Origin of the sequence: Paenibacillus sp. BC26 (assembly GCF_900116125.1) — a bacterium.
GTDB classification, from domain to species: domain Bacteria; phylum Bacillota; class Bacilli; order Paenibacillales; family Paenibacillaceae; genus Paenibacillus_Z; species Paenibacillus_Z lignilyticus.
In genome coordinates, this window is record NZ_FPAD01000001.1 from 1,400,203 (window position 1) to 1,425,570 (window position 25,368).

18 protein-coding genes and 2 tRNA genes are annotated in these 25,368 nt (G+C 52.0%); 18 read left to right on the top strand and 2 right to left on the bottom strand.

What is annotated here, in order from left to right; genetic code table 11:
* Nucleotides 1-26 precede the first annotated feature (26 nt).
* The 3 genes from BM412_RS05885 to BM412_RS05895 are packed head-to-tail and all read left to right on the top strand — an operon-like array spanning nucleotide 27 to nucleotide 5,952.
* Entirely contained in the window at nucleotides 27-1,169 is a 1,143-nt protein-coding gene (locus BM412_RS05885) for a glycosyltransferase family 4 protein (protein ID WP_091215134.1), read from the top strand.
* A gap of 11 nt (nucleotides 1,170-1,180) precedes the next feature.
* The gene (locus BM412_RS05890; protein ID WP_091215136.1) at nucleotides 1,181-2,533 is read left to right on the top strand and encodes a metallophosphoesterase family protein; all 1,353 of its coding nucleotides are present in this window, start codon (nucleotides 1,181-1,183) and stop codon (nucleotides 2,531-2,533) included.
* Entirely contained in the window at nucleotides 2,530-5,952 is a 3,423-nt protein-coding gene (locus BM412_RS05895; RefSeq protein ID WP_177245676.1) for an AAA family ATPase, read from the top strand. The genes BM412_RS05890 and BM412_RS05895 overlap by 4 nt, the downstream gene beginning before the upstream one ends.
* Before the next feature lie 17 nt (nucleotides 5,953-5,969).
* On the opposite strand, the gene BM412_RS05900 is transcribed toward BM412_RS05895, so the two are convergent.
* Complete coding sequence (locus BM412_RS05900) at nucleotides 5,970-7,010, bottom strand: YkvI family membrane protein (RefSeq protein WP_091215140.1); 1,041 nt, start codon at nucleotides 7,008-7,010, stop codon at nucleotides 5,970-5,972.
* Nucleotides 7,011-7,120: 110 nt separating this feature from the next.
* Here BM412_RS05900 and BM412_RS05905 point away from each other — a divergent pair, with 110 nt between their 5' ends.
* Nucleotides 7,121-8,404 carry an ArsB/NhaD family transporter gene (locus tag BM412_RS05905; protein ID WP_177245677.1) on the top strand — a complete coding sequence of 428 codons (1,284 nt, stop codon included), beginning with the start codon at nucleotides 7,121-7,123 and terminating at the stop codon, nucleotides 8,402-8,404.
* On the opposite strand, the gene BM412_RS05910 is transcribed toward BM412_RS05905, so the two are convergent.
* On the bottom strand, nucleotides 8,387-9,100 hold the full coding sequence (locus BM412_RS05910) for a hypothetical protein (protein ID WP_091215144.1): 714 nt from the start codon (nucleotides 9,098-9,100) through the stop codon (nucleotides 8,387-8,389). The two genes, BM412_RS05905 and BM412_RS05910, sit on opposite strands and share 18 nt — an antisense overlap.
* Before the next feature lie 190 nt (nucleotides 9,101-9,290).
* Between BM412_RS05910 and BM412_RS05915 the strand changes: the two genes are divergently transcribed.
* From BM412_RS05915 to BM412_RS05980, 14 genes are all read left to right on the top strand, one after another.
* Complete coding sequence (locus BM412_RS05915; RefSeq protein ID WP_091215145.1) at nucleotides 9,291-9,860, top strand: xanthine phosphoribosyltransferase; 570 nt, start codon at nucleotides 9,291-9,293, stop codon at nucleotides 9,858-9,860.
* Nucleotides 9,861-9,948: 88 nt separating this feature from the next.
* Nucleotides 9,949-10,269, top strand: a complete 321-nt coding sequence (locus tag BM412_RS05920) for a hypothetical protein (RefSeq protein WP_090978009.1) — start codon at nucleotides 9,949-9,951, stop codon at nucleotides 10,267-10,269.
* A gap of 89 nt (nucleotides 10,270-10,358) precedes the next feature.
* Entirely contained in the window at nucleotides 10,359-10,568 is a 210-nt protein-coding gene (locus tag BM412_RS05925; RefSeq protein ID WP_091215147.1) for a hypothetical protein, read from the top strand.
* A 70-nt stretch (nucleotides 10,569-10,638) separates the two neighbouring features.
* Nucleotides 10,639-11,022, top strand: coding sequence for a TFIIB-type zinc ribbon-containing protein (locus tag BM412_RS05930; RefSeq protein WP_091215149.1), 384 nt, complete (start codon nucleotides 10,639-10,641; stop codon nucleotides 11,020-11,022).
* Between the two features lie 109 nt (nucleotides 11,023-11,131).
* Nucleotides 11,132-11,218, top strand: a tRNA-Leu gene (locus BM412_RS05935).
* A 262-nt stretch (nucleotides 11,219-11,480) separates the two neighbouring features.
* Nucleotides 11,481-13,778, top strand: coding sequence for a helix-turn-helix domain-containing protein (locus tag BM412_RS05940; RefSeq protein WP_091215151.1), 2,298 nt, complete (start codon nucleotides 11,481-11,483; stop codon nucleotides 13,776-13,778).
* A gap of 14 nt (nucleotides 13,779-13,792) precedes the next feature.
* The gene (locus BM412_RS05945; RefSeq protein WP_091215152.1) at nucleotides 13,793-15,442 is read left to right on the top strand and encodes an extracellular solute-binding protein; all 1,650 of its coding nucleotides are present in this window, start codon (nucleotides 13,793-13,795) and stop codon (nucleotides 15,440-15,442) included.
* Nucleotides 15,443-15,666: 224 nt separating this feature from the next.
* Nucleotides 15,667-16,590, top strand: a complete 924-nt coding sequence (locus BM412_RS05950) for an ABC transporter permease (protein WP_091215153.1) — start codon at nucleotides 15,667-15,669, stop codon at nucleotides 16,588-16,590.
* Between the two features lie 15 nt (nucleotides 16,591-16,605).
* Nucleotides 16,606-17,502, top strand: coding sequence for a carbohydrate ABC transporter permease (locus BM412_RS05955; protein WP_091215154.1), 897 nt, complete (start codon nucleotides 16,606-16,608; stop codon nucleotides 17,500-17,502).
* Between the two features lie 142 nt (nucleotides 17,503-17,644).
* The gene (locus BM412_RS05960; protein ID WP_091215156.1) at nucleotides 17,645-19,342 is read left to right on the top strand and encodes an extracellular solute-binding protein; all 1,698 of its coding nucleotides are present in this window, start codon (nucleotides 17,645-17,647) and stop codon (nucleotides 19,340-19,342) included.
* Nucleotides 19,343-19,414: 72 nt separating this feature from the next.
* Entirely contained in the window at nucleotides 19,415-21,880 is a 2,466-nt protein-coding gene (locus BM412_RS05965) for a glycoside hydrolase family 27 protein (RefSeq protein ID WP_218163123.1), read from the top strand.
* Nucleotides 21,881-22,143: 263 nt separating this feature from the next.
* Entirely contained in the window at nucleotides 22,144-23,283 is a 1,140-nt protein-coding gene (locus tag BM412_RS05970; RefSeq protein WP_177245678.1) for an SGNH/GDSL hydrolase family protein, read from the top strand.
* Between the two features lie 91 nt (nucleotides 23,284-23,374).
* Nucleotides 23,375-23,461: transfer RNA gene (locus BM412_RS05975), tRNA-Leu, on the top strand.
* Nucleotides 23,462-23,919: 458 nt separating this feature from the next.
* Nucleotides 23,920-25,356 carry an ABC transporter substrate-binding protein gene (locus BM412_RS05980; protein ID WP_091215161.1) on the top strand — a complete coding sequence of 479 codons (1,437 nt, stop codon included), beginning with the start codon at nucleotides 23,920-23,922 and terminating at the stop codon, nucleotides 25,354-25,356.
* Nucleotides 25,357-25,368: the final 12 nt, after the last annotated feature.

Consider the following 25,368-nt stretch of genomic DNA (forward strand, 5'->3'; position numbering starts at 1 on the left):
CAAGTTTGATTGAGGAGGCTTTGCACATGAACATTTTGCAGGCATTGTTTTTTCCGCCGGAGCAGCCGGGCGGCGTGTCCTCAATGGTTCCTTACATTCAAGAGCGATTTAACAAGATTGGCTGGCCCATGGAATTATTCTCCCTTCCGAAACGGGTGAGGGGCAAAGGCCAAGAGCCTGTTACGTTCGAAACATTCGATATCAGCTATTACGAGGGTAATCCCATTATCGATAAATATTTGCAAACCTATCGCGATTACGTCTGGTGGACGAAGCTGCGCATTCAGAAATCCTACGATCTCATTCATGCGCATCATCCGATTCCCGCGCTGGTGATGAAACAGCTTTATCCGGATACGCCGCTAGTGATGACGATTCATTCCAGTTATGAACGAGAGCTGATTCTGAACGGCAAAATCATTGAGGGCGGTATGGAGCATCGTTTCCTAACTTCGATTTATAAAGAGCTTGAGCTGAAGGCGGACCGGATATTGACGCCTTCCGAAGCATTCCGCAGCTATATGCGGCCTTACGTAAACGATGCGGATCGCATCCAGGTGATTCCGAACGGGTTTGACGAGAAACGTTTCAAGCCGATTTCTCATGAGAACGAGGTCGTACAGTTGATTACGGTATGCCGCCTTGTTCCCGCAAAAGGGTTGGATATTCTGCTGCATGCTTGCGCCCAGCTGAAAGCGCGCGGACAGAACTTCGTCCTTCATATCATCGGCGACGGCCCAAGCAGACCAGAGCTGGAGCAGCTAGCACAGAAACTTAACTTATATGATGACATTATCTTTTATGGCTACATGCTGCATCCTGAAGAGTTTATGCCTTTCTTCGACGTCTTCGTTCTGCCGTCACGGGCAGAGGCATTCGGCTCCGTATTCGCTGAGGCCGCATTGTGCTGGCTGGCACTGGTCGGTACGAATGTTGGCGGTATTGCCGAGCAGATCGACGATGGCATCAATGGCTTATTGGTAGAACCGGAGAACCCGACAGCACTCGCGAACGCGCTCGAGAAGGTCGTATCCGATCAAGACTTCCGCTACAATATGGCCCGAGCGGCATGGAATAAAGCCAAACGCGTTTATTCCTTACAGCGGGTAATCGCGCAATTGAAGCAAGTGTATATGGAAATAAATCCGGAAGCGGACGCGACAGAATAGGGAGTTAGGACATGGGAGTCTCATTTCGATTTATTCATGCAGCGGATTTGCATGTCGACAGTCCTTTCCGCGGATTGACGGAGGTGCCTCCCCATGTGCGGGAGGGACTTGGATCCTCGACCTTTCAGGCCGTTCGTCATTTGGTAGAGGCGGCATTGCGCGAATCAGTTGATTTTGCAGTCATTTCCGGAGATCTCTATGATATGGCTGACCGATCGCTCCGTGCGCAATTAGCGTTGCAGCGGGAGTGGCAGAAGCTGCATGCCGAAGGCGTGCGGCTATTTGTTATTCATGGCAATCATGATCCGTTGTCGGGTGCGCAGGCTAATTTGGAGTGGCCTTCGTCCGTCCATTTCTTCGGAGCGGATCAAGTAGAAGCAGTGCCCGTTTTCGCGAGAAATGGAGAGTTGGCCGCTCATGTGCATGGAATCTCATATGGGACAAGAGCGGTAACCGCTAATTTGGCTTCTCGCTACAAGCCGGCAGCCGACGGTTCGTATCAAATTGCGCTGCTGCATGGCACCGTGGATGGCCATGCCGGACATGATCCTTATGCGCCGTGCAGCCTGGCGGAGCTGGTTGGAGCGGGCTTTCACTACTGGGCGCTCGGACATATCCATCAGCGTGCCGTGCTCCATAGTTATCCGCATGTTGTCTATGCCGGCAATACGCAGGGCAGACATGCCAACGAGACAGGCGCGAAAGGTTGTTATCTCGTTGAGGTAAGCGATACTTTCGAGACTAAGCTGCAATTTCTCCCTTTAGACACGATACGGTGGGAGAATTTGCATGTATCCATTGCCGGAATTACGTCCGAACAAGCTTTGCTTCACGCTTTGGAGCAAGCTGTCACATCAGCGGCGGCTGCCAGCGAGGGCAGATCGCTCATGGTTAAGCTGCGTTTAGAAGGCAGAGGTCCGATGCATCGCGTATTAACGAATGCAGGCGTAATCTCGGAGCTGCTGGGCGGATTAAGAGAACGAGTGGGCGATATGGATTCAGCATCGAGTTACATACCAGGGGCACAGTGGAGCTGGATTTATAGTTTAGAAGCTGCTACCGGAGCGGAATTGGATCTGGAAGCTCTGTCCGTAGAAGATAGTTTTACAGGAGAACTGATTCGGGGCAGCAATAACGTGCAAGCGGACGAGCAGGCGCTGCAGCAGCTGCTGGATGAAGCGCTGCAATCCTTAAACGGCAATGCGAGAATTCGAAAAATGATACGAGTGATGCAAACCGAACGGGCTGCAGGATGGTTCGTGCAAGCAAGGGAGCTTGCGGCCGGGATGTTGACGGAGGATACGGACGGTCAAAGTGGTTCGGAGCCCGGGCAAGATGCAGAACAAGGAGGAGAGCGAAAGTGAAGCTTCAAGGACTTCATGTAGAAGGCTTCGGGAAGCTGAGCGACCTTCACTGCAAATTTGATGCGCCTGTGACCATTGTTTACGGACATAACGAGGCAGGCAAAAGCACCATGCTCGGGTTCATCCGCGCGATGTTATTTGGTTTTGCTCATAAGGGCAATCCGGCTGAACGGCAGGAGCCCGTTAATGGCGGCCGGCATGGCGGACGATTGTTCTTCGAAAATGGCGCAGGGCAACCTTTTGTGCTCGAGCGTTACAGCAGTGCTCAAGGAAAGGTGAATATTCGCCGGCTTGAGGTGGACGGGATCCACGGAATCCACGGAAGCACTGGAAGCATTGGTGACGGAGGAAATAGTGGAAACACGGGAAACGCGGGAAACAATGGAAATCCCGGAAACACCGGAAGCCGTGGGGTTGAAACACTTACGCAGTCGATGTGGGAGCGGTTGTTTCTTGGCGGCGTAAATGAGCGATTGTTCCGCGAGTTGTTTGCGATCTCGTTATCGGAGCTGCAAGCCATCGGCATGCTTGAGGGGGATGAGCTTGGCAAACAGCTGTATCACGCCGGCTGGAACGGCGGCAGCGCGATTGCCAAGACAGAGAAGCTGCTGCATGCGCAGCTGGACAGTTTATATCGTCCGCGAGGAAGTACGCAGCAAATGAACAAGCTGATCAAGACCTTGGAAGAAATCGATGTGCAGCTGCGCCAGTCGGAGGATAGCATTGCCGTATTTAATGAGCTGAGCTCGGCGCTTGCGGAGATAGAAGGCGATCAGGCGCAGGTAGAAGAGCGGCTTCCATCATCGCGAGAGAAGGAAGCGCTGCTGGCAAGAGCGGTTCACCTTCGCCAAGCGTGGATCGATAGGCTTGCCCTGGTGCAAGAGCAGGAGACTTACGGCGACGCACCGAGGCTGGTGGCGGATGCGCGCGCCAAGACGGAAGCAATAGCCGCTGAACTTATTCGTTTGCATGATGAACGGCAGCAGAATCGTGAATTAGCGCAGAGGCACATGCAGCAGTTTGATTTATTGTCTTACGACGAGCAGCTAATCGCTCGTGAGCATGAGATTGAAGCCTTGCTGCTCTCAGCGGAGCATATTGCGGCATCCAGGCAAAGTGCTGCCGAGCTCTCGGCAGAAATGCGCGAGCACGGAGAGACGGCTCGCCGCCTGATTCATCGTATATCACCGACATGGACCGAGACGGAGCTGCGTTCGTTTCCGATTGGCGTTGCCGATCGGGAGCAGGTGCGTGTATTTCGCGCCGCGCTTCAGGAGAGCTCCAAAGCGTGCGGGCAAGCGGAAGCGGAGCTGCGCGCAGCCTCGCAGCAGGTTAAGGAAGCGGCCGCACAGCTTTCGGAGCTGTATGCGGACAGCGGTGCTGCGAGTACGTTAGGAGCTTCATCAGCTTTTGCATTGCTTCCGGATTCCTCGGAAGCGCTTCGGCATGCCGCACGCCAGTTCGAGGAAGCGTGGCATGAGCTGGAATTGGCGCAGCTTCGCGCCGCCCATGACGTTGCTTCGTCGTCGCTCCGTTCGGGGGAGGCGCGTATGGGTGATGATATCCAGTCCGCAGCAATGCTGCGGGTTGGAAGCGGCGCTTATTGGGCAGCGGCAGCCGTTACGGCAGTCGGTGCTGCCGTGCTTGTCGCTGTCGGCGAGCCGGTTGCCGCGGCTGTCGCAGGTGTTGCCGCAATTGTACTTGCGGCGCCGGGGTTGATGAGACTTGCGAAGCCGCCGGGCAGCGCATCGCGGGGCCGAGCCGGCGGGCGAAGCCGAGCAGGACGCGGGCGTGTACGGGAGGAAGCCTCCTCCGAGAGGACGGCTGCGGCTGATGCGCTGCTTGCTGACGCGGAGAAGCGCGTCGTTGCCGCGGTGCAGCAGCTTGTCCGCGAGCCGGCGGCTATCGTAGCCGCGCTGCTTGGACAAGAGCAGCAGGCAGAGCTGTCTGCGGCTTGGCGGCAGACCGCCGCGGCGAGCGAAAGCCGCGCGACGTCAGCGCCGCGAAGCGTCGCCGGCGGCGCAACTACGCAAATGCTCTCGCGCCTGCGCGCTGCCATCGACGCGCGGCAGGACGAGCTCCGCGCGCGCGCCGGCACCGCTGAGCGCCGCGGAGAGCTTGCGCGCCGCCATGCGCGGCTGCGCGCGCAAGAGGACGCCGCCCTCGCCGCGGTGGACCACGCGGCCGAGGCGGCTGCAGCCATCGCGGCAAGATGGCGCGATTGGCTGCGCGATTGCGGCCTTCCGGCTGCGTTAACGCCGGAAGCGGCCGCGGAAACCTTCGATCTGGCCGAGCAAGCGCTGCTGCGGCTGCAATCGTATGACCGTGCAGCGGGCAAGGCTGCACGGCTGCAGGCGGAGGTAGCCGCCTTCGAAGACGCGGCCCTCCAGCTGAGCGCGGCGTTCCCCGCGGCGGTGAATCGCGCGCATGGCGACGCGGCCGCAGCCGTCCGGATGCTGCACGCGGAAGCGAGCAGGCACGCGGCGGCGGCCGGCCGGGCCGAGGAGCTGCAAGCGCGTCTGGCGGAGCTGGAGCAGCAGGCTTCGCAGCTGGCCCGGCTCACGCTCGACTTGGAAGCGAAGCAGCAGCAGTGGTTTGCTGCCGCACGGGTGAGCAATGAGCTGGAATGGCTGGAAGCCTTGCAGCACTCTGAGCGACTGGCGGAAATCGAAGCGGAGCGCTATCGCCTCGATGCGGAGCTAACGGCGGGTTTAACAAGCGGACAGCGCGAATTGCTGGAGACTTGGTATTCGTCTTACGATGGCAATCAGCTTGCACAGATGCAAGAGGAAGCGAAGCGCGAGCTGGAGCAGCTGGAGCAGCGCAGAAGCGAGCGGATCGAGCAGAGCGGCCGCAAGCGCCAGCAACTCGAGCAGCTGCTGCAAAGCAGCGGCAGATCGCGGCTCATTATGGAGCGTGAGCAGGCCACGGCTGCGCTGGAACAGCTGATTGAGCGATATGCGGTAGGCGCGATAAGCATGACGATGATTCGGCGTACCAAACGAATCATGGAGGAACAGCGCCAGCCCGGCGTGCTTCGCGAAGCGTCGCGAATGATGAGCCGACTGTCGCAAGGAGGCTACAAGCGGATTTCGATTCCGGAGGGAGAGCAAACGATCTCGCTGGAGACGAAGGACGGCAGGCTGGTGGAAAGCAAACTGCTCAGCAGAGGGACCGCTGAGCAGTTATATCTGGCGATGAGGCTGGCACTCGCGGATGAAGCGGCCGCTTCGAACGAACTGCCGCTGTTACTTGACGATCCGCTCGTTAACTTTGATGTGATAAGGCAGAAAGCCGCCGTCGAAGTGCTCGGCGAGCTGGCAGAGCGCCGCCAAATCATACTGTTCACCTGCCATGATCATATGAGAGACTTGATACGAACAATTATTCCGCAAGCCGAACTGATCCAACTATCTTGAGTACTTAAGTTTTACCGCTACTCCCCAAGCGGAGGCCGCTGCTTAATCAGAAGCACCAGCCAGCCGAGGCTGATCAAGCCGAACAGCGGGTAGAGCGTGGAGAGGAGCGGACCAAACCCGATTTGGCTCGCCACGTAACAAGAAGCCAGCGTCAGGATCGTGAGCAGAGTTCGGGAGACTTTGAGCCGTTCCTGCATTTGCAGCGTCAGACCGTACACATCCGCAATCAGCGTGGTGAAGATCTCGGCAAAAATCAGGAAAATATAAATCCACTGAATGCCATGGCCGAGCTGGCGCGCGATCCCTCCCATCGGAATGGCAAATTGCTGGATGCCCGGCATGTACACGGACAACGCGATGTGGCCGGCAAGCAGCATGAAGCCGATCCCGATGCCGCCGATCCATGAGCCGTACACGATCGTTTTGCGATCTCGCATTTCCGCGCCAAGCGGCACGAGTACGGCTTGAGCCATCGATAAATTGAATGCGGCATAGAGGAAGGGCGAAGCCCAGATGGAGATCGGCGAATGGTCGCTCGTTAGCAGCAGCCACCGATCCGAGCCCGGCGTTTTGACCGTATCGATTATAATGAGCACCGTGAAGAGCAGCATGACGGGTACCACGATAGAGTTTACGGTCAATATCGCATTCATCCCTTTGCGCAGCAGGAAGAAGCACCCGACCATCGTAATCAGCAGGCCGGATTGATAGGAGATATTCCAGTTCTCCGAGAATATGGAGCCTGCGCCTGCGAGCATAACGGCACATACGCCGAATAACACAATAATCATGAAATGGCTGATCCAGCGGCCGTACCGATCGCCGAACAGCACTTTATTGACATCTTCATAGGATTTTGCCCTTACGTCGCTGGCAATCAGCATCATTTTGGCACCGAGCCATACAAACATGATCGTGGCCATTAGAATGGTAACGGCACCCAAGAAGCCAAATCGAGTAAAAAACTGCAAGATCTCTTGTCCGGTTGCAAAACCTGCGCCAACTACCGTACCCATATACGTAAACGCGATTTGCATGATTTTACTCGCTCTTTTCATACGTTCACATAACCTGCCTTTCGTACAATACCTACTAGTAAAGGTATGTCCAATCAGGGACAGGCATGACTATTATCCTTCTTATAAGAGAAAGCGGTGGATTTGCTGTTATGGCTATGGTTGTTGCCATTAGTGTTTTCTCTGCATCCCTCGTGCTGATTGTATGGAAGCCTAAAGGAATTCACGAAGCAATCGTCGCTCTTCTGGGTGCGGCATTGCTATTCGTCGCCAGGCTGCTTACGCCGGAGGATGCGGCCTATATATGGAGCTTTGTTTGGAATGCGACCTTCTCCTTAATCGGCATTATGCTGTTTACGGCACTGCTGGACGCGAATGGATTTTTTCGATGGGCAGCGCTCCATATCGTACGAACCTTTCATCATAAGCAGCTGCGGCTGTTAATCGGATTATGCGCGCTCGCCGCGGCAATTACGGTGTTCTTCAACAATGACGGCACGATCTTAATTATGATTCCGATCGTGCTGGAAGTTACGGCATTGCTGCAGCTGTCACGCAGAAGCCGTATTGCGTTCCTGCTTGGCGTAGGCTTAATGGCAGACACGGCAAGCGCTCCGCTCATGATGAGCAATTTAACGAATATTTTGACCGCGGATTTCTTTGATCTGTCCTTTGGAGAATATGCCAGAACGATGATTCTTCCGGGAATCGTGGCGATTGTGGTCACGATTGCGGTGACGGCAGGTTATTTCGGACGCAGCATTCGAGCAGAAGAAGAGAGGCCTCACGCGCCGGAATCCTTTCCCGACCCGACTTCGGCGATCGGGCATAAAGGGTTATTCTATTTATCCTGGGTCAACATTGCGGCAATTATGGGCGGATATTTGGTAGCGGATAAAATAGGGGTTCCGGTTGCGGCGATTGCCTTAACGGGAGCAGCGGTCCAGTGGCTGGCGAGTATGGCTGTCGGCCAAGGAAATGTGAAAAAGACGCTCCGCGGAGCGCCTTGGTTAATCGTCGTATTCGCATTGTCGATGAATCTGATCGTCTACAGTATGTATCTGCACGGTGCAGTGAGCTGGTTCCCTCACGCCATCGAACCTTTGACGGAACAAGGGCCGTTGATTGGCATTCTCGGCTCCGGAGCGCTGTTCTCCTTGCTCAGCGCGGCCGTGAATAATTTGCCGGCCGTGCTCGTGTCTTCGCTTGCCATCGAGCAGATGGCAGGGCCGCATTACTTGCCGTACGCCAGCTTACTCGGTACTTCCGTCGGCGCGAAGCTGACGCCGATCGGTTCGCTCGCAACGCTTCTGTGGCTGCAGCTGCTGCGCAGAGGCGGCATCGAAATGTCTTGGCGGGAATACGCCAAATACGGGCTGCTGTTAACCGTGCCGATTCTGTTTAGTGCACTTATCACCTTATGGCTTATCTACTAATAAGAAGAGCTTCATCGAAAGTACCTTTTTCGTTTGAGGATCAAGGTCCAGCTTCAGCAATGCCCCGGATGCTTGATAAGCGAGTACGCTTGCGGTATGCGTCGTCGGTTTTCCTAAAGCTGTAGTCACGGCGTTCTCGCTGTCGCCGACGCGCAGCCCGCTCAAGCCGCTTGCTACGGTTTTCTCGAATACTTCAACGAAGCGAACTTTCTTATCCGCACCGTATCCGACGGAGAAGCCGGGATATTCGAGTACGGTAATCGTCTCTTTCTCATCTTCGATCGTATAGCTGTCCGTTTGCTTGCCCAGTCGGGTATCTAACGCAGACTTTGCATCGCCAACCGAAATGCCGTGGAGCTTGGGCGCTTTCGAATCCCACTTCGGCTCTTCCTTCGCGACAGCCTGCTTCGTGCCGGCTTTTCCCGTGGTGGATTCTGTAGTAGCATCTGCGATCGTCGTGTCTTGCGAGGAATTCTCCTCGAATAAAGCTTCTTGGGCATCGCCCTTCGAAACATACGCTTTCTGAGGGCTGTCGGAATGGTCGTTGATCTGCGATCCGTCTTGCTCGGCAGTTAATCGACTCGTGTTCGCACTTTCAAGCCCTGTGACGCCAAGCGAGCAGCTTGAGAGCAGGACAAGCATCGTGCAGGCAGCGGCAGCATAGGCGATTTGTTTGGTAGTTAGGGTAGTTATCATTCGTGTCACACCTCCCAGATGTTCGTCCGGCATCCGATCACTTTCGTTGTTATACAGTTAGACGTGTGCAATGGAAAAAAGTTGCAATGAATAGCCGCTGTTTCGGTATATTTTTTGCCGATTAGTTGCGCTGTCGGTGTTCCATATGATACCTTTAACGGAAAAGATTTTTTTGGTGGAGGGAAAGCGAATGGAACTGCTAAAAGAACGCATACTGCGTGAAGCCTCTATTCTAAATCAAGATGTACTCAAGCTGGATGCCCTGTTGAATCATCAGGTCGACCCGATTCTTACGCAAGAGATGGGTAAAGAATTCGCGCGTCTATATGCAGAATCGCCGATTACGAAAGTCATCACGGTGGAATCCTCCGGCATACCGGTTGCGTTTACGACAGCTCTGGCTCTTGGGGTGCCGCTCGTATTTGCACGTCGGAAGAAAACGCTCATCGCGGATCCGGATGCCTATTGCGAACGTGTTCCGTCATTCACGAAAGGCATTGTAACGGACATTATGGTTTCCCGTCAATTCCTAACGCCTGACGATAACGTGCTGTTCATCGACGATATCATCGCGAACGGCGATGCAGCGCGCGGTCTAATCAAAATTATCGAACGTTCCGGCGCTACCTTGGCAGGACTAGGCATCGTAGTGGAGAAATCCTTCCAAGCCGGCGCACGTACGATTCGCGAACAAGGCATTCGCGTAGAATCGCTGGTGCGTATTGCTTCGCTGGATGGCGGAAAGATTCGTTTCGAATAATATCCAGTTAAATACCATCAACACCATCTTTTCGAGTTGAATGAATTGGCTTATAATGATCGTAAGTGACGGATTGGAGGCACAACATATGGGACAATTATCTGCTGATTATTTAGTAACCAAATTGTCGGAAGCGAAGAACCATTTCGAACGTGCTCTTGATTGCAAGCATACGGATTTTGATGACTTGTACCCTTATATGATTGAGCATCCGCAGTTTTTCTGGTATAAACGGTATGTTGCATGGTCCGAACTCCTTACGATTGTGAAGCTCTCCACAGAGCTTGAGATGGATTGGAAAGAGCAATTTACCGAGAAGCAAGCGGAGTATATCACGAGCCGTGTGATGTCTTCTCGCGTTCTTGATGAATGGTACGAAACGAATGATTCGAAGGAACATGTTAGCTGAGCGCAGCTGGATACAAGAGAATGGAAAGACCTCAATGCTGGCATTCCCTGCCGTATTGAGGTTTTTTTATAGAAATGGAGCGATTGAGAATGATATCAGAAGAACAACTGAACCAATTTCGAGTTGAAGGTACATCGGTTCGCGTAGTAAGAGATGGCATGGAAGCAAATGATGTACTCGGTATTGTCGTCGCCTGGGATGCGGACTCCGTCGTCATTCGCAAGCGCAGCCGCAGAGTGGTGAAACTCAGCAGAAGCTATGTGTATGAACCGGTGACGGCACCTCGAACAGAGTTGTAACCGAAAAAAGTTGAAACAAAATGAAGGTTCATCCGTATAGGTGTAGCAAACGTTACTGGAGGTTATTCCGATGAAATGTCCTGTATGTTCTGATGTTCGCATGCGCGAGATTGAGAAAGACGGCGTTCTGATCGACGTTTGCCCGGATTGCAAAGGGGTTTGGCTGGATCGCGGGGAGCTGGACAAGCTTGTACGCGGTGTCAAAGAGGTTCGTGATGACTACGATCGCCTGGAGCGCAGCGTCCATGTCAATCCTGCTTATCCGCCGAATGAAACGCATTACGATCAAGATCACGATCGGCACCGGAGTCAGGACCACAATTACAACACCGGCAAAGGCTACGGCCAAAGTGGATATGACTCGCACGGGTATGATAAACATGGCTATGACAAATACGGTAAGCCGCGCAAGAAGAAAACGATGCTTGATGTTTTCGGCGACTTGTTTGATTAAGCTATAGTTAGAAAATTTCAACTTTTGTTCATCATCTTGACTTCGCATGAAGCGGATGCCATAATAAAAAACGTGGTTGCGGCTTGTACCGCAAACACATCTGCCAGATGCGGTCGTGGCGGAATTGGCAGACGCGCTAGATTCAGGTTCTAGTGGTGTAACAGCCGTGGAGGTTCGAGTCCTCTCGACCGCACCAACTAATTAAACTCAGAGAAGCCTTGCCTATGCAAGGCTTCTTTTTTTTGCTCTTAAGCAAGTAACTTCGCCTTAACTGGGTGTAATTGTTAAATAAGAGGAAATGCGCGGAATAGCTGGGAAATTGAGGCGATCGGCTGAAGGAAATGAACCTTTCGGTTGCTTTTCTTTTACATAAATGTCGTGCGATAAGCCGGATTTTATACGATAATAGAGTGCAGAGGCGTGACAGCGCTAACATATAGAGGGAGGGGGGAGGTCTGATGAAGAAGTTTTCGAGCGTGTTTCGCAGCTTCCTGGTTTCTTATATCGTTATCTTAATTATTCCCAGCATCGCGGGATTCATATCTTATCGCACCTCCATCTCGGTGACGGAGAAGCTGTCCATCCAGAACAATGTGATACAGCTCCAGAAGAGCAAGGAATTGTTGGAGCGGCGGATGGCCGAGGTTGAGGGCTTCACGAGACAGCTCGCCATCAATCCGGACTTAAGTATCTTGATGAATGAGAAGAGCGCGGGAGACCAAACGAATGTATATGGGATATGGAAAATGCTGCGCAGCGTCCTTACGTTCGGACAAACCAATGATTTCCTGCAGCAGTTTTATATTTATTTGGGCAACTACAATGTGATTCTGACGCCCGGCTCAGCCTATTTCCGTCCGGAGCATTATTATGATAACTTCCGCTATACGGACCAGACGCTGGCAGAGTGGAAGCAGTCTATATTGGGCAAAACACATCGCAGTGAAATCATGCCCCTTCGCAAATTCAATAATAAAGGGACGGCAACAGCGGTAGTGACGTATATGCAGTCCTTCCCGCTCGACAGCTTCAGCGGTTCGTCGCCTGCCGTCGCCGTCGTTATTATCGATGAGAAAACGATCGCGAATTTATTGACGGGTATCACCGACAAATACGGCGGTTGGACGCAGATCAGCGATGCCAACGGTGAAACGATAGCTTCTCAAGGAACCGGGTTGCCGGATATGAAAGCGTTGTCCAAAGATCCTAAATTTGATCCGAATCAAACCAGTCAATTTTACGACGATGACCTCGTCATAACGATTCATTCGGAGACGAACGGCTGGGTGTACCGTTCGGGTATTCCGAGGCATGTCTTGTTGGAGAACGCGAATCAGATCAAGTTCATGACTTGGACCATTACCGGCATTGCGCTGGCCATAGGTCTGCTGGTCGGTCTATTGCTGGCCTATCGCAACAGTGTGCCTATTCATAAACTGGTGTCGGTCGTGAAGGAGCAATTCGGCAAGGTGGAGACGGCCGATCGCAATGAATACGATTTTCTGCACGGGAACATTGCGGAAATGATTCGCAGCAGCAATCAGCTGGAGTCAGAGCTGCATCGGCAGCTGCCGCTCATTCGCGATGCTTTCTTGAAACGGTTAATTTCCGGGGAGCTGCAGACGCGGGAGGAGATTTTTGCCGCTGCTTCCCAAGCGAATACCGGGATTTACGGCCATTCCGGGTATGTGTGCATTCTTCATGTACAAGGCTATACCGGGATGGACAGTGTCGAGGTGCTGAATGAGCTGCATGCCGCGAGACTCATCTTGAAGCAAGCGCTTCTTGATATTGCCGGCTTCATGCTGACAACCGATTGGGGCTCGGACAGGATCGTGATCGTGTTCGCTTCCAAAGAAGCGGAGACGGGCAATACGCTTGGACGCAGCGAGATTGCCGCGCTGCTGGAGCAGCTGTCTCGGCAGGCTTTTGCGGAATATCGGATTACATTTACGGCTGCGCTCGGCGATCATTTTGGCTCGGAAACGGAAGTCAGCGTTTCTTATGAGCAGGCCAAGCAGACGCTGGAGCATGCGCTGCACGCCGATCGCAAAGGTGTCGTTTGGTATGACGAAACGAGCATGGAGAGCGCGACTTACTATTACCCGCTTGAACTGGAGCTTCGTCTAATCGGGACCATTCGGGCCGGAGAAACAGATGAAGCCATGCGCATCGTCCGATCCGTGCTTTCCCTTAATACAGAACAGCGCGAGCTGTCGGTGGAAATGTGGCAGCAGCTGGTCGGAGAAGTTAAGGGAACGCTACTGAAGCTGCTTGATCAGAAGACATTTATGGAATCCGGCATATTCGAGCAGTTGAAGGATCGGATTATTGCCATTCAAGCGCAGGATAAACGCAGCTTTCAGACGGAAATCGAGGATATTGCCGATGCGCTGTGCGCGGTAGTCGTCAGCCGCAAGAATGATAGTCATACGCGAACGGTTGACGGCATCAAAGCTTATATCGGCGAACATTTTTCGGATTCCGAGCTTACGCTATACCGGATTGCAGAGCAAGTGGAGCGGCCGGAGAAATACATTTCGCAGCTGTTTAAGGAAGTAACCGGCTCTAATCTATCGGATTATTTGGAGCAGGTTCGTATGGAACACGCGGTGACGCTGCTTCGCGAGAATCGGTATACGGTCGATGAGATTTCATCGCGCGTCGGCTACAACAGCTCGCATTCCTTCCGCAGGGCGTTCAAACGCGTTACAGGTGTGTCACCAAGCTCGTACCGGCAGATTGCCGAAGGTTGAAAGGAGGATTTGCATTGAAGATATTTGCCCGGTCAGCTTGTACAGCAATTTCACTATGCGCAATCCTCTTCGCACTTCCTGCTTGCGATCATGTGGAGCAGCAGGATAAATCCGCTGCTCAACCGATCCGGATCAGCATTTTCGCGCAGCAGGATTCGGATCAGAATTTGAAAACGAATGATTTCTCGCTATCGCTGGAGCGGAAGTTTAACGTCTCCTTCGATTGGAGGACCATTCGATATGAAGGCGCCAAGGAAAAGAGACAAATATCGCTGGCGAGCGGCAATTATCCGGATGCTTATATTTTGACAAGCTATATAGATCAGTTCACGCAGGCGGATGTTCTTCGGTACGGCAAACAGGGCATTTTCTATCCGCTGAATGATCTGATCGACCAATATGCCCCGAATATCAAAGCAGCTTTCGATCGAGAGCCGGGGCTTCGCGCGCTCAATACGGCGCCGGACGGCAATATTTATGGATTGGCCTCATTCAGCGATTGTTTTCATTGCTCTTATCCCTATAAGCTGTGGTTGAACGAGAAATGGCTAAAGAAGCTCCACCTGGATATGCCGAAGACGACCGAGGATTTACGCGAAGTGCTTAGGGCGTTCAAGAACGGTGATCCCAATGGCAACGGTTTGGCCGACGAAGTTCCGCTCAGCGGATCAACCGAGGATTTCGGCGTTCGGGTGCTTCCGTATTTAATGAACGGGTTTGTTTACGATGATGATCGCACGTACGTCGAAGTTGCCTATGGGAAAGTCAGTTTGGCAGCGGACAAGCCCGAATGGCGCGAGGGGCTGAGATACGTCAAATCTTTATATGATGAAGGTTTAATCGATGTAGGTGCTTTTACGCAAAATGCCGATGCCTACAAACAGCTCGGCGAGAATGCCGGCGCGCAGATCTTGGGATCGGGGATGGCGATGCATCCGGCGATCTTCGTTGACACGGGACTTGGCAACAAACGAGGCAACGATTATGTGCCCGTTCCGCCGCTGCAAGGACCGCACGCTTCTTACGCGGTCTATTATCAATCCGGCAGCACGCCGGGAGCCAAGTTCGCCATTACGGATAAAGCAAGTCCGCAAGCGCGCGTTGCGCTCATTCGAATTGCGGATTATCTGTATACGCCCGAAGGTCAAGCCGGGGCGGAAATCGGCAAGGAAGGACTTGATTGGCGAAGACCGCTCGATGGCGAACAAGCGCTTGACCCCAATATCCCGGCGAAGTTCGCGAGTATTGTAGTGAAAGAGTCGGAAGCACACCATAATACGAGATGGAGCGGGATGGGCCACTTCTACATGCCGAAGTCCTACAGGAACAGCTGGGTGCAGGATATGGACATTTATTCGCCGGCCGGCTACGAGAGAAGGCTGTATCAGGCGACGGAATTATACGCAGGACATGAGCCAAAGGAATTTTTCCCGATGTGGTCGGTTTGGATCGATTCCTCTAATGCAGATGAAGAGAGCCTCCTTCAATCGAATATCAAACACGAGATCGATGAAAGCGCAATGGCGTTCATAACGGGTCAATTAGACCTCGAGAAAGACTGGAATGCCTATGTAAACGGTCTAAAGGCACTTGGCTCCAATCGTTACGTGACGATTTTGCAGCAGGCGTACAACAAATGGCTTGCACAAGAAAATACGAAATAAGCACGTTAACCGGCCGCAGCAGATGCGGTCGGTTTTTTTGCGCCTTTTTGCGAGGCGCGATTGCCCAGATGGCCGTTTTATGCGGAAATGTCCCCCTCATTTCGGGATATCTGTACGCTAAAAGACGCAATTGTACCTTCCTTGAGGTACCTAAAATCACCTATGATCGATCCTGTAGAAAGCGCTGTCACACATCAAGGTTCGATTCATAGGAGGGGATTGTTTTGGAAGCCGCTGGCAAACGTCTCGGCGCAAGAAGAAGTTTCGCAAGACATTGGCAATTGTATCTCGTCGTCACACCGCCGCTGTTATTCTTTATTATTTTCAAATACTACCCGATGCTGAACGCGGTATTAGCCTTCAAAGACTACTACGTGACCAAGGGCATCTGGGGAAGTCCATGGGTGGGCTTTCATAACTTCAGATTGTTCTTTGAGAACCCGGTGTTCAGTACGATCGTGAAGAATACGCTCACGCTCAGCTTCTATCTGCTGCTTGCCGGATTCCCGGTTCCGATTCTGCTCGCGCTCATGTTAAATGAAGTACGCGCCCAGAAGTTCAAGCGGTTCGTGCAGCTCGTCACCTTTGCGCCGTACTTTATTTCCACGGTCGTCATGGTCTCGATTATTATGCTTTTCTTAGCGCCGAGGCTCGGATTTGTAAACGTATTCATGAATCACTTGGGGCTGGAATCCGTGAACTTCCTGGGTAACCCGAACATGTTCACGTCCATTTATGTATGGTCGGATATTTGGCAGACAGCCGGTTATTCCGCCGTTATCTATCTGGCAGCGCTTGCCGGGGTTGATCCAACGCTATATGAAGCAGCCAAGGTGGACGGCGCATCTCGCTTCCAGAAGATCTGGAACGTTGATTTGCCGGGTATTCTGCCTACAATCTCCATCATCTTGATTCTGAATGTCGGCAACGTCATGGCAATCGGCTTCGAGAAAGTGTATCTGCTTCAAAATAAATTAAATATCGCCAGCTCAGAGATTATCGCGACATATGTGTATCAAATTGGTTTGCTGAATGCGAATTACAGCTTTGCGACGGCAGTAGGTTTGTTTAACTCCGTCATCAATCTGGTTCTGTTATTTACGGTAAACGCAATGGCACGGCGGTTTTTGAAATCCAGCATCTGGTAATGAAGAGGTGTTCATGTGGCTAAGGTAGCGACTCGAATCAAAGAATCATCAGGCGATAAAGTGTTCCTAACCGTCATTTACATCATTCTGGCCCTCGTGCTGGTGGCGGTGCTTTATCCGTTAATCTACATTTTCAGCAGCTCATTCAGCAGTCCGGCTGCCGTTTCAGCGGGACGTGTCTGGCTGTGGCCGGTCGATTTTTCGATAAAGGGCTACGAAGCTTTGTTTAAGAATCCGCAAGTATTGACCGGCTACGGCAATTCATTGCTTTATACCGCGGCAGGCACATTTATCAGTGTCATGTTAACGGTCATGCTGGCATACCCGCTATCGCGGTCGACGTTCTTCGGACGTAACGTCATCATGATGCTCATTACGTTCACGATGCTGTTCAGCGGAGGACTGATTCCGACTTATTTGGTCGTGAAGAGCATGGGGTTGATCGACACAAGATGGGCGCTTATCATTCCGAACGCCGTTTGGGTATGGCAGGTCATCATTGCAAGGTCGTTCTTCCAGCAGTCCATACCGGCAGAGCTTGTGGAAGCAAGCGAAATCGACGGCTGTACGGATATCCGCTTCATTCGCAGCGTCGTGCTGTCCCTGTCCAAGCCGATCATTGCGGTACTCGTCATCATGTACGCGGTCGGTCAGTGGAATGCGTACTTTGATGCCCTTATTTATCTCAAAACATCAAGTAAGTACCCGTTGCAGCTAATCCTGCGAAGTATCATTATCCAGAACAACAGCGGCTCCAACATGGATGCCATGAAGCAGGTGGAGAAGCAGCAGCTGGCGGAGCTTCTGAAATACTCGCTGATTGTAGTAGCCACGCTTCCGGTGCTCATTATTTATCCGTTCGTGCAGCGTTATTTTGTGCAAGGGATGCTGGTAGGGTCGGTTAAGGGCTAATTGCAACGGAGGCTATGAAAGGGGTGATGCCGTTTATAAGCGCATCTGATCACAGGCTGTGCTTGAACGCGATGGTATTGGTGATGGCAATAAACCAAGCAGATCTACTAAAAGGGAGCGATTACACGTGTTAAAAAAGAGAATGGTAAGCTTGCTTGCAATCGTCATGATGACCACCATGGTGATGTCGGCTTGCTCCAAAGACAACGGAAACAGTAATACGTCTTCGAACACCGAACCGACAAATGCCGCAGCAACGAATACGAACGAACCTGCCGAAACAAACACGGCTGCACCTGCAGAACCGGTCGACATCAAGCTGTTCGCAGTGCAAGAGCAAGACATCAACCTGGAAACGAACAAGTTCACGAAATTCGTAGAAGATAAATTCAACATCAAATTCACGTTCGAAGCCATTCCCGGCGACGGCGCTAAAGAGAAACGTCAAATTTCCTTGGCGAGCGGCGATTTCCCGGATGCTTATATGCTGACGGCGTATATCGATCAATTCTCGCAAGCGGACCTGATCAAATACGGTAAACAAGGCGTGTTGATTCCGCTGAACGATCTGATCGATCAATATGCACCGAACATTAAGGCAGCCCTGGACAGCAACGCGGATTTCAAAGCATTCAGCGTAGCGCCGGACGGCAATATCTACGGCCTTCCTGCTTACTCCCAATGTTTCCACTGTTCGTACCCGAACAAAATGTGGCTGAACACGAGCTGGCTGGAGAAGCTGAAGCTTGAAATGCCGAAAACGACGGAAGATTTCAAAAAAGTATTGGAAGCGTTTAAAAACCAAGATCCTAACGGCAACGGCAAAAAAGACGAAGTACCGCTTAGCGGCTCGACTGAGGATTTCGGTGTTCGCGTCGTTCCTTACCTGATGGATGCATTCGTCTATGATGACGACCGCAACCATTTGTTGATGCAAGACGGTAAAGTAGGCTCCGCGGCAGTAACCAACGAATGGAAACAAGGTTTGACGTACATTAAATCGTTGTTCGATGAAGGTTTGATCGATCCGGGTGCTTTCACGCAAAATGCGGAAGCATTCAAGAAAATCGGCGAAAACGGCGATGCGCAAATTCTCGGCGCAGGCGCAGGCATGCACCCGGCTATCTTCGTAAACATCGATCACGGCAACAAAAACTCCAAAGACTACAATCAAGTTCCGCCGCTTACAGGTCCAAACGGCGTTTCGCTGGCTACGCATGACGGCGGCGGCGTTTCCCCCGGCGCGAAATTCGCAATTACCAGCAAAGCAAGCAAAGAAGCACAAGTTGCACTGATTCAGCTTGTTGATTACATGTTCTCCCCTGAAGGTCAAACCAACGGCGCATCCGGTATGAAAGACATTGACTGGAGAGATCCGAAAGACGGCGAGGTTGCGCTTGGCGAAGGCGTGAAACCGATGGTTGCACCGATTCCGAGAGCGGAAGGCGAAGCGCCTCGTAACGCAGGTTGGAGCGGTATGGCTCACTTCTATATGCCGAAAGAATACCGTGACAGCTATGTACAAGGTACAGACATCTACGACTCCGCGAACTATGAGCGTCGTTTGTATCAAGCAACGCTGCAGTACCAAGGTCATGAGCCGAAGGAATTGTTCCCGCTGTGGGCAATCTGGCTTGATCCTTCCGAAGTAGATGAAGCTACAATGCTGCAAACGAACATCAAGACGTACATCGATGAGAACGCACTGCAATTCATCACGGGCCACAAGAGTCTGGATAAAGATTGGGACAGCTACGTAAAAGGACTGGAAGATTTGAAGCTCAATCGTTACTTGGAAATTTTGCAAAAGGCTTATGATTCCTCCACATTCAAGAAATAGCATGGCAAGACAACCGGGCGCATTATCGATGCATAAGCGCCCGGTTTTTTTAATGCTAATGATGCAAAGGGGATGAATGATGTGATTCAGGTTCGGGCAGGCATAGCTTTACGCATGTGGGTGATTGTTGTTTTGTTAATCGTTGCACAGCTTGCCGTAATCGCACCTAGAGAAAACAGAGCGTACGCAGCAAATAACGGGCTTGGCGCTAAACCGTACATGGGCTGGAGCAGCTACAGCATGCAGGTGTACAGCGGCAACTCTGCTTGGATCACGGCAGCGCAGATTAAAGCGCAGTCCGATGCGATGCATGCGACGCTGCAATCGCATGGCTACGAGTACATCAACATCGATGCCGGCTGGAACGGCGGCATGGACGGCTACGGGCGGCCGGTGCCGAGCACGACGCTTTACCCGAACGGTCTCGGCGAGGTTATCGATTATGTGCACAACAACGGCCAGAAGATCGGGTTGTACATGATTCCGGGTTTGGCGCCGCAGGCGTATACCGCGGATTTGCCGATCTATAACGCACCGGGCTGCTCGATGCAGGACATCGCGGTACTGCCTCTGACGACGGCAGATTACTGGGGACTCGGCTACAAAATCGACTTCTCGAACCCATGCGCACAGAAATATATCGATTCGATCGCGAATCTACTGGATTCATGGGGCGTTGACTTCTTGAAGTTCGATAGCGTTACGCCGGGATCCGGGCATAACGATACGTCCATCGATTCCCGCGGCGATGTTGCCGCTTGGTCGCAAGCACTTGCACCGCATGGCATCTGGTTCGAGCTGTCTTGGGCACTGGATCACAATTACGTTGACACTTGGAAGCAGTATGCGAACGGCTGGCGCGTCGACTGGGATGTGGAGTGCTATTGCACGAATACCGCATTGACTTCATGGCCGAATATCGCTCGGTTATTTCCGGATGCGGCAATATGGTGGCGGGACGCAGGACCCGGCGGATGGAATGATTTCGATTCGCTGAACGTCGGAAATGGCGCAATGGACGGCTTGACGCAGGATGAACGCCGCACGGCGATGACGCTGTGGGCAATGTCTTCAGCGCAGCTGTATACCGGCAATGACCTGACGAATCTGGACAGCTTCGGCATCAGTCTGCTGACTAACGATGAAGTCATCGCGGTCAACCAATCGGGCCGTCCGGCGCATCCCGTGTCGACGGCAACGAATCAGCAGGTTTGGTACGCCAACAACGGAGACGGCACATACACGGTTGGCTTGGTGAATCTCGGCAGCGCGGCGGCAACAGTGACGGTAAACTGGAATGACATCGGGTTGAACGGCGCGGCAACCGTCCGCGACTTGTGGTCGCATACCGATCTTGGCTCCTATAATACCGGTTACAGCTCAATCAATCTGCCGGCTCATGGCTCACGGCTACTGAAGGTGAGAGCTGCAGGCGGATCGGTTACGGCTAATGACGACGATACAGGCATTAAGTATTCGGGCAGCTGGCAGCGCAGCTACAATCGCGGACTCGGCGATTATCAAGACGACGTTCATTTCACGCAAACTAACGACGATTATTTCGAATACACGTTTAACGGAACAGGTGTGGAATTGATTACGGAGAAGGACTCGTCCCAAGGTAATGTCGATATTTACGTCGATAATGTCTTTAAAGGGACGGTCAGTACGTATAACGCAACCAGGCAGCTGCAGCAGACCGTTTATGCGATCAGCGGGCTGGCAAACGGAGCGCATACGCTGAAGGCGGTTAAGAAATCGGGTACCTATATGCTAGTGGATAAATTGCGCTTCAGCGTTCCGGCCGACATCGCGGTCAATGACACCGATACTTCGATCACGTACTCCGGTTCGTGGACGTATAACGGCAGCAGAGGATTTGGCGATTATCAGGACGATGTGCATTATACGTCCACGAATAACAACTACGCTCAGTATACGTTTAACGGAACCGGCGTTGAACTGATTACGGAGAAGGAATCGGGGCAAGGGGATATCGATATTTATATCGATAATGTCTTCAAAGGCACGGTAAGTACCTATAATGCAACCCGACTGACGCAGCAAAGCGTGTACCGGATCTCCGGCTTAACCAGCGGCAGCCATACGATCAAGGTCGTGAAGAAGTCAGGAACTTACATGCTTATTGACGCGTTCAAGGTGATCACGAATAAAACTCAAATCAACAATACGGATGCAGGTCTTACGTACTCCGGAGCATGGTCGTTGAACGGAAACCGAGGCTTCGGCGATTTCAACAACGACGTACATTTTACGCAAACGAACAATGACTACGTTCAATATGCGTTTACGGGAACCGGCATTGAATACATCACGGAGAAGGAAGCGGGACAAGGCGATGTCGATATTTACATCGATAACGTCTTCAAGGCGACAGTCAGCACGTATAATGCGACCCGGCTCGCGAACCAGGTCGTCTACCAAATCACCGGTCTGACTTCGGGCAGCCATACGTTCAAAGTCGTGAAGAAAACGGGGACGTATATGCTGCTGGATTCGCTCCGAGTTACACCTTAATAGAAAGCAGGCGGCTCTTCGCAAGTTGAAATGCTGCCAGTTATGCAGCATTTCTATGGAATAGCGAGCTCAGTGGAGGAAATGCTGCGCTGATTACAACATTTCACTTCATACAGACGCAAAAGTGCCATCCCTCACTACAAATCATGCCAATTGAGCAACATTTGTAGAGTTTTCCCTTTGAAAGGGGGGAAATGCTGCATTTCCTGCAGCATTTTATGGACGTTCCTATGCGGAGGGCCTGCCTTGTTGGAGGATCAAGGATGAATAACATAGATCAATATTGCACCGCGCGCGAAGGTTTGCCGCGTTTTCGTAAGAAACTGAGTCTGAACGAACCCGTTACCGTCGCTTTTCTCGGCGGTTCGATTACGGAAGGCTACGGCGCTTCCGATCCCGACCGGTCCAGCTGGCGGGCGCTCACGGAGCAATACTTGCAAACTGCCTACCCCTCTATTGAATGGACCTTCATTAATGCGGGGGTCGGGGGGACGAACTCTACGCTCGGCGCGCATCGACTGCAAGCCCATGTCAAGTCGGAGCAAGACATTGACCTGCTGTTCATCGAGTTTGCGGTGAATGACAGTCAGCACCGCGAACATACAGCTGAAGGAAGAGAGGAGACAATCCGCGGCATGGAGGGGATTGTGAGACAAAGTCGCCGGCTGTTGCCGCAGGCCGACCTAGTATTTCTCTATTCCGCGGACGAGAACAACCTGAAGGAGAAGGAACCTTTCTTCATCTCTGCACACGAAGAGGTTGCAGCTCGCTATGGTCTGCCATCGGTGTCGTTCTTCGCGAGGGTGCGCGATTGGCTCTGGGCAGGCGGAGGGACGTGGGAGCAGCTTGCACCCGACCGTACGCATCCGAATGACGACGGGTACGCATTCTATGCGGATTTATTGCTGGCGTTTCTGGAGGCTGCTTTGGAGGAAAATACGATTGGGACGATGAACGAGGTTTCATTCGACCTTCCGGTACCATTGCTCGAAGGATCTTATGAGCAAGGTGCTATGAGAAACATCTCCGCAGCCTACGATGTGAAGCTGCTCCTGAAACAGGGGAGACCGGACAACATGGTCAACTGGCGATATGCTGCCGATCATCTGGCCTCTGATTCACAGGAGGCGGCGTTCAGCTTCGACGCGAATGGGCATGGAGCGGGTTTGCTGCTCATATGCGGGCCGGATTCGGGTATGCTGGAATTCTCGATCAACGGTGGACCGTTCAGGCTCGTGAATCCGTTCGATGAGTGGTGTCCGTTGTTCCAGCGGCCGGTACCTGTCCAACTGGCGGTACATGCGCAAGCAGAACCGATGCGGATCATGGTGCGCAATACAGCACAGAAGGATGAGCGAAGTACCGGGAATTGGCTTCGCGTGCTGGCGCTGCTGGAGCATTGATGGCAAATGTTAAGCAAATATTGACTTCACCGTAACAAATATGGTATTTTTATAAACGCCGCTTCTCATTATGAAGCGACAACTGCCAGATGCGGTCGTGGCGGAATTGGCAGACGCGCTAGATTCAGGTTCTAGTGGTGTAACAGCCGTGGAGGTTCGAGTCCTCTCGACCGCACCATACTTTTACGAACAAGGGTTTCGGCAAGCTCAATCGAGCTTGCGGAGCCCTTTTTTTGTTGCCTCGAACAGTACGAAAGATATGCTTTTTCTCCGTCATACAACTCGGTCCCGCTTAATGTACGATCGTGTACATCCGGTATATATACCATATTCAAATATACCTTTTGCAAATGGAGTATATCTTTATCGACAAAACCTGTATATTTATACCACTTTTAAGTTCGAAATTGTCAAATCTATTAAAAATTTCATAAAAAGATATATTCACTATTTACAACTCTGTGAATTAGTCATAAAATGAAAACGCAACCAAATGTCAGGTTATACCTATTTAATAGAATCAAGGTATACCTTTGAGTAGTGCGTCCAGAGAGGAGGCCATCCATACTTTAGCAGCTCAGCAAGGGTTTAGATGCAAGTAACTACTTTTTCTAACCAAGGGGAGGACAAAACAAAATGCGTAATGGAAACAAACGTAGTTTGATGGTCTCGGCAGCAGCATTGATGGTAGCTTTTTCGGTAGCAGGATGTGGCGCAAACAACACAACGAACAACACAACGAATAACACGACTTCTGAAGGAGCTACAAATACAGACACGGCGGCAACGACGAACGAAACCAATGCCACGAACACAGCTGAAAATGCTCCTGCAGAGAGTGCGGGCGATCTGAAAGGCGCAACAATCAAAATCGGACTGTGGTGGGACGGCGCTGACCCGCGACTGATGGAAGAGAAAGATCGCGGCCCTGCAGAAGACGAGCAAATCGCGTTAATCGAAGCTGCGGAGAAGAAATATAACGGCAAAATCGAATTCGTCAAGTTCGGCGATTACGGCAAATATGTAGAGAACCTGACAACGACCTCGCTTGCAGGCGATCCGTTCGCGGATGTAGTCGTTCTTGAGCTGTTCTGGTCATTCCCGGGACTCGTAAACAAGAACTTCATCCTGCCAATCGACGATATGCTGGATCTGAGCGATTCCAAGTACATTCCTTGGATGAAGAACGGCGGCAGCTTCCAAGGCAAACAATACGGATTCATTGATTCTCCTCCTTCTCCATACGGCATTTTCTATAATAAGAAGCTCGTGCAGCAGCTTGGCGTTGAAGATCCATACGAATTGCAGAAGAGCGGAGCCTGGACATGGGATAAATTCCGCGAGCTGGCTAAAGCCGCAACGAAAGATCAAGACGGCGACGGCAAAACAGACGTTTTCGGATACATCGGCGACATGAAGGTAAGTACGGAGCAATTCGTATACGGCAATAAAGGCTCGTTCGACAAAGACGAGAGCGGCGCCATGAAATTCTCGATGGACAGCGCAAACTCGATCCAAGGTCTTCAATTGGTAGCGGATATGTACAACGTGGACAAATCGATTCTGCAGCCGGCTCCGAAAGACGGCAATGACAAAGCATTTATCGCTGGCAAAAGCGTCATGTATGGCGGTTTTAGCTGGGAGCTTGGCGGCTTGAAGGACAACATGAAGGATACGGAACTCGGTTATGTCTTCTTCCCGAAAGCGCCTAACGCATCAGATTACACATCCTACACGCCTTACGGCAATATGTACATGGTTTCCAAATACTCCAAGAATCCTGAGATCGCCATGAAAATCATGGACGAAATCAGCTTGCACGGTAAAAACAAAGAGCTTGCAGTAGAAAGCTGGAAAAACCAATATACGCCGGATGCACTTGATACACGTACGCAAATGTACGACAAAATCGATTACAGCGGCAGCTATATCGCCATTCCGGATGCAGACAAATTGGTTGACAGCGTACTGAAAGATATTACGGAAGGTAAAGTGGCGCCTGCTACAGCCGTAGAGAAAGTCAAAAATCAATTTGATGCCGGCATCGCGAAGCTGCAAGCGGACTCGAAGTAAAGCAATTAGCAT